This window comes from Fervidicola ferrireducens (genome assembly GCF_001562425.1).
Lineage (GTDB): Bacteria > Bacillota > Thermosediminibacteria > Thermosediminibacterales > Thermosediminibacteraceae > Fervidicola > Fervidicola ferrireducens.
This window is the reverse complement of record NZ_LOED01000053.1, coordinates 1-12,116: the sequence shown is the minus strand read 5'-3', so window position 1 is coordinate 12,116 and position 12,116 is coordinate 1. Positions and strand designations below refer to the sequence as shown.

General features: G+C 46.1%; 8 protein-coding genes. All 8 read right to left on the bottom strand.

Translation table 11 applies throughout. The features are described 5' to 3' along the window. Positions 1–93: 93 nt before the first annotated feature. The 8 genes from AN618_RS11735 to AN618_RS11700 all read right to left on the bottom strand — a co-directional run bounded on the left by AN618_RS11735 (position 94) and on the right by AN618_RS11700 (position 11,839). Entirely contained in the window at positions 94–567 is a 474-nt protein-coding gene (locus AN618_RS11735; RefSeq protein ID WP_066355420.1) for a pilus assembly protein TadG-related protein, read from the bottom strand. Between the two features lie 24 nt (positions 568–591). Next, a complete protein-coding gene (locus AN618_RS11730; protein WP_066355417.1) occupies positions 592–1,965 on the bottom strand; it encodes a hypothetical protein in 1,374 nt (457 codons plus the stop codon). A 79-nt stretch (positions 1,966–2,044) separates the two neighbouring features. Next, positions 2,045–6,217 carry a PA14 domain-containing protein gene (locus AN618_RS11725; RefSeq protein ID WP_187694935.1) on the bottom strand — a complete coding sequence of 1,391 codons (4,173 nt, stop codon included), beginning with the start codon at positions 6,215–6,217 and terminating at the stop codon, positions 2,045–2,047. A gap of 1,439 nt (positions 6,218–7,656) precedes the next feature. Further along, the gene (locus tag AN618_RS11720) at positions 7,657–8,949 is read right to left on the bottom strand and encodes a hypothetical protein (RefSeq protein ID WP_157081748.1); all 1,293 of its coding nucleotides are present in this window, start codon (positions 8,947–8,949) and stop codon (positions 7,657–7,659) included. A 302-nt stretch (positions 8,950–9,251) separates the two neighbouring features. After that, the gene (locus AN618_RS11715; RefSeq protein WP_066355409.1) at positions 9,252–10,439 is read right to left on the bottom strand and encodes an S-layer homology domain-containing protein; all 1,188 of its coding nucleotides are present in this window, start codon (positions 10,437–10,439) and stop codon (positions 9,252–9,254) included. Continuing rightward, entirely contained in the window at positions 10,423–10,842 is a 420-nt protein-coding gene (locus AN618_RS11710; RefSeq protein WP_066355406.1) for a DUF192 domain-containing protein, read from the bottom strand. Before AN618_RS11710 ends, AN618_RS11715 begins: the two co-directional genes overlap by 17 nt. A 33-nt stretch (positions 10,843–10,875) precedes the next feature. Further along, entirely contained in the window at positions 10,876–11,307 is a 432-nt protein-coding gene (locus AN618_RS11705; protein WP_066355403.1) for a TadE/TadG family type IV pilus assembly protein, read from the bottom strand. A gap of 13 nt (positions 11,308–11,320) precedes the next feature. After that, the gene (locus tag AN618_RS11700) at positions 11,321–11,839 is read right to left on the bottom strand and encodes an A24 family peptidase (protein WP_066355400.1); all 519 of its coding nucleotides are present in this window, start codon (positions 11,837–11,839) and stop codon (positions 11,321–11,323) included. Positions 11,840–12,116: the final 277 nt, after the last annotated feature.

Sequence of the window (12,116 nt, the reverse complement as noted above, 5' to 3'; positions counted from 1 at the left end):
CGCGAAACGTTTGTAAATGTTAGAGCGAGGGGGTCCGTGTATCCCCTCAATAAATTGAGGGGGATTACTGCCCCCTCGCTCTCCCCCATTTCTCTAATTACTTAATATACACTCGGCAGTTGAAGATTTCGTGATCGTCATATATTGATACCCGGCTAGCTGCAGGAGATACATCTTAACCCTCATCTTTGCCGTTACGGTAACTCTGTTTTGGTCTACTTTTACCTCGACACTTTCTAGCTGAGTGCTCTTTTTATCATCTAAATTCAATCTTGCTGCGTTTGCGTAAAATACATTCTTACTCTCCGTCTCGGCAACAAATGGATCCAGCAGAAGTTCTTGCGAGTAAACGTTACCCAAGCCGTCTACTTCCATTCTTACGTAAGCTGCTGCTGCCCCTGCCAGCGCTGCTGCATCGATAGCATTTTGTAACCCGCCGCTATACAGCCATGTTCGCCCCATATCCAATCCGAAGCCGAGCAGCAGCAAAAACACCGCTATTACTCCTGCCACCAAGACGAGGGCAAAGCCGTCTTCCCTTTTAATTTTTCTGATAATTCCGCACATCGGCGATTTCCCCTTTTGCTCTCGCTATTTAATCAACCTCACTTTTACCTTACCCTGTCCGAGCGTTTCTGCCCTAACCGTATTAATTCCTATCTGGAATATTTCAACCTTATCTACTGAAGGAGTAACGCTTGCATCTTCAGTTTTTAATACGATTTTATACATTATGCTGTTACCTTGCGGGACTGCCGTTTTAACGTCAGGCTCTATGGGTATCCACGTCTGTCCATTATCCGTACTTATAAAATACTGGACGCTAGTTTTAGGCGGGACTTGCTGGACGGCCTTTAATATAACCTTATTTACTGGTATCTGCGCCGGGATAGGTTTCGAAAGAAGTTCTGCTTCATCCAAATATCCCATCCCTTGCGACGTCCTGCTGCCGAATGTCCCATCTATACTGAGCGCATAGTTTGTTGAAAATTCTTCGCTATTGAAACCTCTGTAAAGGATGCCGATAGGCGTTACGGCAATATAGTCTGCTTGTCCCCAAGGTGAATCTACGATAGATATAATACCCACGAGCGGGTCTGAAAGCTCGCTTATATATTCGCTTTTGCCGTTTGATATTGAATAATACTGCGTCCCATCCCACGAGAAGACAATATAATCGCCGTTTGGTTTTATTGCAATGCCGTACAGGTTCGGTTTAGCGATTTCCAGCTGAGATATCTCGACATATCTTTCGCCGTTGAACATAAAATACCGAACTCTGTCCTGATCGACTACCGCGAGGGCATTTGCTGTTGGTGAGAAGCTGAACGACACGGCATCGGTAAAGCCCGAGACTTCGAAAGTTTTTACGTAGTCACTGCCGTTCCATTTATAATTCACCGCTTTGTTTTTAAGAAGCAACCAGAAATCCATTTGGAAACCTTTCTCAAGCGATACGACTTCTCCACCCACTGTTTTTGTCATCATCTTCTTAGGCAGGCCGTCTGATGTAAACCCATATACTGCAACTTTGTCTTCGTACCCTACCAGAAGGACGCTCCCATCCTCACTATAAGTAGTTGAAACCGCACCTTGCAGTTGTATATCCCTCTGGCTTATGTGGCGCATTTCTTCTCCATCGAACGCGTAATTTACCACCTTTTCGGGTGTAACAACATAATATTCGTATTTTTGCGGATGGGCGGCTACAATTTTCTGGCCGTTAACGACTATAGTCATACCCATCGGCAGACTGACCGTCCCAGGAGGGTCGTTCTCAATATATGCCGTAGTCTTGTCCAAATCGATCATGTCATTTTTGAGAAAATCCTCGCTGAATGTTATTAAGCCATATAGCCCGTAGTAGCCGTCGGCGATAGCGATAGCCCAGAACGTAAGCGCTAGGATGGTTATAATTGTGATACAGCTTATTATCTTTTTTACCTTTTTCGTTATTGATACCACCTCCCGGGCATGGTTTTTCTACTTTTGCCTTAAAAACGAACTAACAAAAAAAGCGGGGAGAACTTCAAATTTCTCCCCGCTAGAAATTGAATATTCCGAGGGTCTTTGTGGCAATATTGCCCGCTTTGTCACGCACCATCAGCGTTACGGAGACGTAACCGCTACCCGTAAAGCTAACGGTTATTGTATCCGTTAGTGGTTTCCAGGTTTTGCCCTTGTCCAAGCTGTATTCCAGTTGGTCTTGCGGCGTGAAGTTATCCGATGCATCGACGATAATCATGGCGGAGCCGTTCTTTGTCACGGTCGCGTTGCCATACCAATGGGCATCGAGTTTAGGCGGTGTGCGGTCTAGGACGAACCTGACTACGTATACGGATTCATCGGGCAGTTTAACGTATACGGCCTTGAAGCCTTCCCAATCTGGTAGTGTCATGGTTTTTACCGGTGATGCCGGTTCAGGTGGGAGCCATTTTGCGTTGTCGAGGCTGTATCTAACTTCGGTGACGCCCGGTGCATTGAGGCGAAGTTCAACTTCACTGCCCTTTATAAATCTTACAGCCACCGTTCTTCCGTCTATCGTTATTGTGCCGGGATTTCCGGTTGTTGAGTAGAACACTCCGCTGTTACTCTGCACCGTTCCACCGCCGGATGTTTTCAGCACAATTTTTGCGTATGCCGTTCCTATGTTGCCGGAAACGTCCTGCACCTGGACGTATACCGCTTTTTCACCGTCCCCTCCAGGTAAAGCCCAATCCTTGTACGGCTGATATTTTTCCCATGCCGTCCAATTCACGAAATCATTGGAGAATCTCATCCTTAACTGATCTGCGGGAGTTAAATCGTCTTTTGCGTCAATTGTCAATCTTACGGTATTTGTATACGTTACCGTTGCTCCATCGTTGATTTTAAGCGAAACGTTAGGAGCTTGTGCATCTACAAGGTAATAGAATATATCATCTGATACAACTGTACTCACGTTTCCTGCAAGATCTTCAACCTTGGCGTAGACCGTCTTTTTCCCGAAACCTGAAGTGTCAAGGTCCCACTCGAATGTGTCCGTTACCCCGGAAGTATTCCAATCGACTATTCCCGGATCGTTTTCTCCGCTCGTAATTTGGACATAATCAACGTCTAGAACGGTACCTTTATTAGGATCGGTAATACCTATTTTGATGTATAACCTATCTACACCGGCGGGTGCTGTCTTTTGATATACGACCTCATGCCATTTGCCATCAGCATCGTCAGGATAAGCGATAGCTATATCACTGATTATCATGCTGCCGTCGGGTTTGTGCCAATGGAAGTATAACATTACATTGGATTGCGTGAGGTTTTGCAGCCTGTATCTGATTTTAACCGTATATGTCTGGCCCGGTTTTATGCCCTGTATAAATTGTGCAGGGTCGATTCCTTCGAATTGGTATTGCGGTCCGTCCGGCCAGGAAAGGCGCACGAATGAGCCTCCTGCTTGTGCTTCATTGGAGCTGATTATTTGCGGCTTTACTTTACCGTAAGGCTGCCAGCCTGCAAGCGACCTGAAGAACGGATCTGCGCCGGAAGTACCGACGAGGTTTCTTCCGCCGTCTATAAGGAATTTTTGCGACCAATTGGTTCCGTCGTTAGAGAACATTACCCACATAGGTCCTGAAGCATCGTCCGCCGAATCCGATGTGTAGTTACTGGTTGGAGGATCGTTAGTGCTTACTGTAATCTTGACCCTACTGCCGGGAGCTACCGTTTGCCCGTCGTTTATAATAATGCTGGCCGTTGGGGCGGTTGTGTCCGTCCTATTCGGCAGCGTTGGTGTCTTTGCATTGTCGGAATATCCCGAATCTCCGCTACCATTGTAGGCCGATACTCTGAACCAATAATTATTAGCATTGTCGTAGTTTCCCCAGGTATTAACGGTCTTCTTGTACAGCTTGTTCGGCGTATCTCTCAAATCAAGCCCCGTCCCTCGCTTGAATATGTCGTTCGAAACCGTATTATCGCCGTAGCTGTCAAGTTCCGACTCTGGAGGATAGATTTTGGCATTTCTGGAATCCCATACGGTAGTATTTCCTACATCAAAAGCCCTATAAGTATTTCCATCGAATACCCATACTTTATATCCCGTAGCATTTGGTACCGGATCCCATTCAAGTTTTACCCAGCCTCTACCGGCGGATTTATCCCAACCTAGAGAGCCGTAGTATACTTCGATATTTTCCGGTTTAAGCGGCACGGTCACAAAATTTGTGGCCGCATAGCCGGAAGGAATATTGGCAACGTTTAGAGCCGCTGCACTTACGCTATACTGAGTAGATGGAATTAACGGCTGAATGGTAACTGTCCCCGTAGTTTCTGCTGTTGCTTCTACTCCGAAAGCAGCGGCAGGTATTGGAGTAAATGACGACTGTCCGGGTGGCATCCAACCCGCTCTTGCTGCCTGTGCTCCGGTACCTTCTTCGAAGCGGCAGATGAAATCGTGCCATCCAGCTTCCAGATATATCGAACCCTTTATATCCCAGGTATTGCTAACACCTCTGCCACCATAAAAACTTGCAACCACCTTACCGTCTATCACTATTTCGGAGGCATCGTCGGAGTCTGTTGCGAACCAGTAAGTTCCGCTCACCGGTGCGTATATTTTGCCTTTGTATTCGGCGCTGAATTTGTCCGTTAGAGAGCCGAACATCGGCGCATTCGGGTCTACGGTATAGACATCCTGGGCAAAGGTTTCTCCTATCTTTGTTACCTTGCTTGGGTCGAAGAAGGCAAGGAAGTCCGTCCTGTTTGTTGGATGTCCTTTGGAGTTGAAGAGCGACGTGGTATTGAACAATGTTACTTTTAGCCCTTGCGGTCCTCCGCTGCCGGGATTGCTGTCGAATTCTTCTATGATGATATTATCGTAATCAATTGTCGTTCCTGCAGAGCCTTGATTGCCATAAAGGTAAATCGCACCACTCCTATCTTGATCCGCCTGGAATACTACCTGGCTCATCACCCATCCGTCGCTAGCCTTGAGGTTGCTCCATGTAAGCTGCGGGTTCAACCCTCCAGTGTATATTGCATAGTTTGAAATGGAAATTGGCGTTGTGCTGCTGGTCCTAGCCCATGCCGTCACCCTGTACCATTTGCCAGCTTTAATCGACCAATTTGCTGTTGCACCAGCCCATTTGCCGCTTCCATCGCTCTTAAATCTCAGGAATTTGTTGCCGTATTCCGAGGCAATTTCTATGGTGCAAGCGTTGTAATGTGTCGAGGCGTTCCATCCACCGCCTAATTGAGTCTTTACTGCATTGGTGTTTGCGGGATTCCCCACGTGTTGGCCGCTTGATACGCTAAAAGAACCATCAGCCAGGAATGGTGATGCTGGTTTATACCAAACGGTATATTTAGTGCCGGATGGGTTGCTGGAATCAACAGTAACTTGGGCCGATGTTTGCGTAATGCTCTGAACCGTTACGGAAGAAGGTGTCTGCGCTAATGGTGCCAGCGTAAGCGGATTAGCGCCGGTGTACCAACTGTTGCCGCCATCCGGGAGATTTGCTGCATACAAAGCCACATCATAATATTTTGTGGGGTCTAAGTTGTTAATCGTATACGAAAGTCCCGCAGTAGTTCCAGCAGTGGTCCATTGCCCGCCGGTTATTCTATAGACAATACCGTAGTTAACTCCGGGATATACGGATGACCACGATAACGTGATGGATCGTGTTCCAGCCGTTGCGTTAGCTACCGGTGCGGTCCAAAACGTTGCTTCCGGCGATGTGGGCGTCGTCGCCACAACAGAGCCGCTAGAAGACCTGTATTCTACGATATACCTGAAGCTGTAATACTTTCCAGCCGTTAAGTCCGTGGTGCTAAACGTATTAGAAGTGCCGGTATATATCAGCTCGTCTTTTTCTACGTTTCCATCGGGCTTAAATGTTTTCCTGTAAAGCTTGAAGACTTTGCTTGAGTAGGAAGCCGTGGGGTCGCTTGCTGGGGGCTGCATGGTTATTTTAACCTGATAGTACTGCAGCGATGAATCATAGCTGAGCTGCGGCTTGTCTAACATGAAGGACGCTTGAACGGCATACCACCAATCCGTGCCGCCTTCGGGTAGGACTGGCGATATTGCAACTTCGTACTTCTTGGAATATGGCGATACATTATTAATCGTATAACTTGTGCTTGTAGTTGTCCCAATGCTTGTCCATGTTCCTCCCGCTTCTCTGAACCATATTTTATACTGGACATTTGGATAGACAGATGACCAGCTCATTACTATTGAATTAGAAGACACTTTAGTATTTATTGGTGGGACTGTCCAATATACCGTATTCGGGCTATACTCAGAATAATAAACGATAGTGGTGGAACGTTGCTCTAGCCGGGCTCTTACTTTATAGGCGTAATATTTTCCAAATGTTTGATCTTCTGTAACAAAAGTGTTACTATACCCTACATAAATTGGTTCGGTTTTTTCTAACTGGCCGTTAGAATTGTAAGTTTCTCTCCACAGCTCATACTGTGTACCCGCAGGCATATCAGCTGTACTCCAAGTAATCCTTGCTTGCCAGTAAGGATCAGTATTGTTGTAGACAAGTTGCGGTTTACCTGGAGAAATGGATTCCCTAGTTACCCTAATCCAGTCAATGTATAGGTAAGTGTATGCATCATAAGACTTTCCATAAAGTTGTTGGACAGTATTGGCAAGAGAGTGAGATAATGTAGCCTTTAGATTACCATCAATATAGAATTTTGCTTTATCAAACGTAATTTCGATTTTAAACGTGTGGATACCTGTATACTTAGCATCGAGAGCAACTCCATTAGAGTATCCATATCCATCGACGGTTACATACGTACGTGAAGTATCATTCCACTTATGCATAAAGCCTATAGGACCCAAACCAAATCCAACATAACCATACCGAGTGGGTGGCACCTCACCACGAAACTCAACCGTTAGTTTTTTAAAATAAGAAGGAATACTAAATGTGGGAACACTATACACTTCGTCATAATCGTCGCGAGAATTCCCAACGCGCATAGAAGTCCCATCGGCAAAAGCACCACCTATTATCTTCCATTTAGAGGAATCAATGGTCGTCGTTATATCATCATAAAATTCTACGGTTGCTCCTGCTGCAATTTTGTTCTTAACGAAAGGTATTGGTATAGTTGATGTCACCATACAAAAAATAATAATTACGGCTACAATGGTTTGTAAAAAACGCTCTTTATTCAATTTTTCATCCCCCTTTGTTTAATTTTAAACATCAACCTCCTTCTTTTCCCTTATTACTTTCTCCACCAGTCTTCCTTTGTGCTTTAGTTCCTCACCTCCTTTAAAATAGGTTTATCACCCCAATACGCAGAGGACTCCATCTTCTATAAGATGGAGATAAATGTGTTGTTTACTCTCCCTCCTTTGGAGGGAGCCCTATGATCCGGGCACCTTTTTGAAAGGTGGTGGGTCTCCCTGAGGCGTGCGGCAGCACCCTGTGTAAGGCTACGGGATTTCACCGCTGTCTACCGGGACTGGGAGTGTCGTCCCGGAGCGTCATGTCCCGCTGCCGCACACCCGCGTTCAACTACCTGCCGGTGACAGACCTGCCAGCAGTTCACCCCTGCCGACAAGCCCCGCTTCTACAAGCGGGGGTAGTTGACAAAAAACTAAGGCCCACACTATGTAAGAAAGCGTGGGCCTTAGTAATTTTATCTCCCTTGTATCCAGGGTGGAGTCCACCAATTGTATTCATCTTCTTCGCTTTGAGTGCCTTCGTCTGTCATCGGTTCATCCAGGGCCGCAACCCTTACAGTGCTTTGTGCGGTGTACAATGCTTCTGGATAGTCTGGCGGCTGGCTTATTCTTGCTTCGAATGTGATCTGGTAAATGCCGGGTGCGGTGTTAACCGGCACCATTATGAATCCTTTGTATAATCCGTCGGGCTGTTTCGTCAGCACCCCGGTTCCGCCCCAAGTAGTATACACGTTGACCTGTGATGTGGTGCCCTGCACTTTAGCGGTTAGCGGGAGCGCTTTCCCGACCTTGACTATGGGCGTATCAGGCGCGCCTTCCAAACTGCGGACGTCCTTCTCCACAACCCTTACCTTTATCGTAGCGGTAAATGTCTGAGCCGGGTAGTAAGGCGGCTGGGATATGTCGGAGGAGAATATGAAGTTATACTCACCGCTGGAGGTATCCTGCGGGACGTCGATAGAACCCGTAAATGTTGAGCTATCCTTCTTAGTCAGGTTAATGGTACCGCCCCATGGAAGCTTTACTTCGACTTTATCGGTCGTGCCGCTTACTATGGCGGTTACGTTTAATTTTCCTCCGGCTTTTATTACTGAGGTATCTGCATACGCCTGCAGGCATCTAGTGTCGTATATATAAGTGGTTCCAGAAGTTCCGGGAGAAGTATCCCCATTATAGGAGCTATCTCTTGAATCTCTGGAATCTCTCGAAGACTCGCCACTGCCTTTTATGGTAACTGTTATAACTCCTCCTCCGGTAGCGGATGGCGATTTATATGTCGTGCTGACGTTGTACTCGCTTGGGCCTGTCACACCAGCGCTTTCCCACTTAACCTCGGCATTGCTAGAACCATAGTGGATCAATACCATTCCATCCTTCACCTGGAAACCAGCCTTAGCCAGTTCTTTTCCTATAGCTGATGTCACCGGTACGGCAGAATATCCTAAAGTGTTACCGCTGGAGTCTCTCTGGGCATATACGTTTGCATAGCCTGAGAGCGTCCGCCCGTCCGCTGTCCTTATGATTATCGGCTGCATGTTAGAGTATTGGGTGCCTTCATAGGGCGAACTGGAGGAAGAAGACTTGCTATTACTACTAGATGAGCTTGAACGTGTAGCCCCACCAATGCCGTACGTCCTATCTTCGTATCCCGGCTTAGAGAAATCGCTTTCTTTAACGCTTTCGGTAACTTTTTTCGTCTTGCTTGTCTTATTCCCGCTGCTGTCTACGTTTGATGTTCCGTCCCACATAAGCCTCTTACCGTCGCTTGACCTTATACCTTCGCCTTCGTATACTTTGTTCCCGTTTTTGTCGGTGACGACGATCTTATTCCCTCCTGCCCAGTGTACGGTGTAGTCACCATGCTTATAGTCTGCAACCGCATTTTCAATAAAAACTGCCACCACCATCAGAACTACAATAAATCCCGCAATCCATTTCTTCACCGCAATTCCTCCTTTCTTGGGTGTTTTTCTTTTAATTTCCACTATTTTGCACCTCCCTTCTGTGAGTCCTCAATAAAAATAAAAAAGGCGGCTTTTGCCGCCCAAATTTATTCTTCTTCAACAATTATTCTTATTTTTCGGGTCTCCTTCATATCTGAAAGCTTCCATTTACCTTCTTCCTTTTTCATATAAAATTTTGCGCCAAATTGGACTTTTGGCAGTATATTCCCATCTCTCGTATAGACCTGCGATACAAATGTCCCTTCCAGAATAGCCCAATTATCTCCCATCTCAACCGGTTTTACATCTATGTCGGTTGTAATACCATACGCTACCATTGGGTCGCCGCCCCTCAGGTTGCCATATCCAGATACTAATTCAGCACCTCCACCAAAGAGATTTCCAACACTAGAGTCTATGTGCTTATGGGTATCGTACCAATAAGCTCTCAGATTCCCTATGGTGAAGTAATCTTTGAAATATTCATACATAAACGCATCCGATCCTACTTCTCTTGCATCCCTAGTGTAATATTCCTTCGAAAAATCATCAGTCGCTTTAATTGCCTTTTCCAGCGCAGCTTTAACCTCTTCGAACTTCGGCGGGTTCTTCTTCATTTGCCGGACGAACCGCATAATCATGCTGGCAGCTTCGGCGCGGTTTGCTTTTTCTTCGGGCTTGAACGTGCCGTCGGGGTATCCCCTTACTATCCCCAGGGCTACAGCCTTGCATATTTCATCGTAGTATTTCGTGTCCGGGTTAACGTCTTTGAACGCGGGTGTATTTTGCGGTATGTTCAGTCCGTAATATTCCGCAGCCCTGGCAACCCAGGTGGCTATTTCAACTCTCGTTATCGGGCCGTTCGGTACAAGTTTGCCATTGTAATCTCCTGGCTTAATTATACCTTTATCTATCAAGCTACCCACGTATTTTGCGAACCACTCACTTCCTTTGATGTCGGAAAATCCCTTCACTGCTCCCTGGTAATTGTCGATTCCCAGTGCCCTGCTTAGTATAGTGGCGAATTCTGCTCTCGTTATATTCGCTTCTGGCATAAAGGCGGGTGCATTCATCGTTGGCCCCCAGTACGGGTCATTCGTGTAGCCCCTTGGCACGCCGATGAAAAATTCAAAGCCCACCGCTTCTTCGATATCCTTCATCGCCCAGTAGAACGGGCCATTTTCTTTTAGCCATTTGTCGCTGTCATACATAGCCTCCGAAGTCATTGCATATACCGGCAGTGCTGAAGTTAGAATTAGCAACACTACTAAAAGGACGCTAATTGATTTTTTCATTCTTAAATCCCTCCCGTTTATTATTCATAAAACTTACATGCTGCCCCCTATTTAGGGCTTTTAAAGTTCCGCCAGGCGTTTCTATGACGTATCTCGCCCCCTTTATGATTCTGGTTATTCTAAAAGGCTTCATGCCTTTTATCACCTCCAATACTCTGCCTTCTTTAGAGACGAAGGCCACATCTATGGGAAACCTCATGAAAAACGTATGGACGCTGTTACATGGTTCTAAAATCAGAGCGCATCCATCGTCCATACGTTCTTTAAACATTAGACCTTTCAACCTTTGGAAGAAAGTGCGGGCAAACAAGACTTCTGTTGCAATAACTTCGCCCGTTTCCTGGACTACTATTGAGAATTTGCCGTCCAATCTTTTTGCTTGGCGGCCTACTGACGGACACATTATGGGAACACCCCTTCGTGAGAGGAGTTCAAATCAGGGTTCGAGTTTAAAAACCGCACTACCCTTTAGGTTAAAGTAATTGCCGATATTACCGCCTCCCAAGAGCCGCATCAATCCTGGGATGTAAGTTGGCTGGCGAAACGTGACGGTAACGGTCACGCATTTCGTAATCGGATCCACGCTATATTGTATGTCGCTATATTTATTGAAGCTTTGGGCAAACTTACTGGATGACATGGGGATTGCCGTTTTAAGCTGTTTTTCTACACTGTCCCTCATGAGATTTTCGTTTTTATACACGGCGTAAGTCCTTGCCCCTTCACGCGCTGCAGTTATCACCGCTATTTTGGAATTTAATGCAAATCCATAGACTATAATAGCAAACATTACAAATACTATCAATGGTAAGACAATTGCAGCTTCTAACATGGTTTGCCCGTTTTGTTTTTTAATCAGCGAGAACATAAGTGACCCTCTCCTATGCCAGAAATAGAGCCAACACCGCCCCTGCCGCCAGAAATGGGCCATACGGCATCGTCTCGTCAGCATACGATATACTTTCCCGAATGTCTTTACAGACCAGCCCGGGCAATAGTAATGCTATCCATTTTAGCGTAGCAATTAATTTTCTCTTAAACAGAAGGTACAGAACGGCGTATATACCCCCGAAGATTACCCCATATATGGCGGCTTTCACTACGTACGCCGGTCCTCCAAGCGCGCCAAAAGCGGCTAGAAGTTTTATATCGCCTTCTCCAATCCCGCCTATGGTTAGATAGAATGCCAACAAAAAAGCAAATCCAACCAATAATCCCTTAATGTTCTCCATAAAACCTGCGGGACCGCCCTGGATAAACCCGATTACCATTCCGGCAAGCATCATCGGAAACGTCAGCTTATTGGGTATTTTCCTATACTTAATATCCCAGTAACTTGCCCCAATAGCCAAAAAAATGATTAGCAAAAGGCTGATATAGCCAGCATACTCTCCTATCAAGAAGACATCCCCCCTCAATCTTAAAAAAAAGAGCCGCCCATGCACTCCACGAAGGGGGCAAGTGCGGGCGGCCTTTTTTCTTTTCCTGTATTTAAGAGGCTTTTTATCACCTCAATACGCGGAAGGCTCCATCTTCTATAAGATGGAGATGAATGCGTCCGCAACTTCTAATTCTGATGATATAGGCTGTTGTATATGACGACCATTCCTTCGTTGTGGAGTATACGTCTGCATTCTTTCGGGCTAACGTATGTCTTCCCCACTATTTCCTTCAACT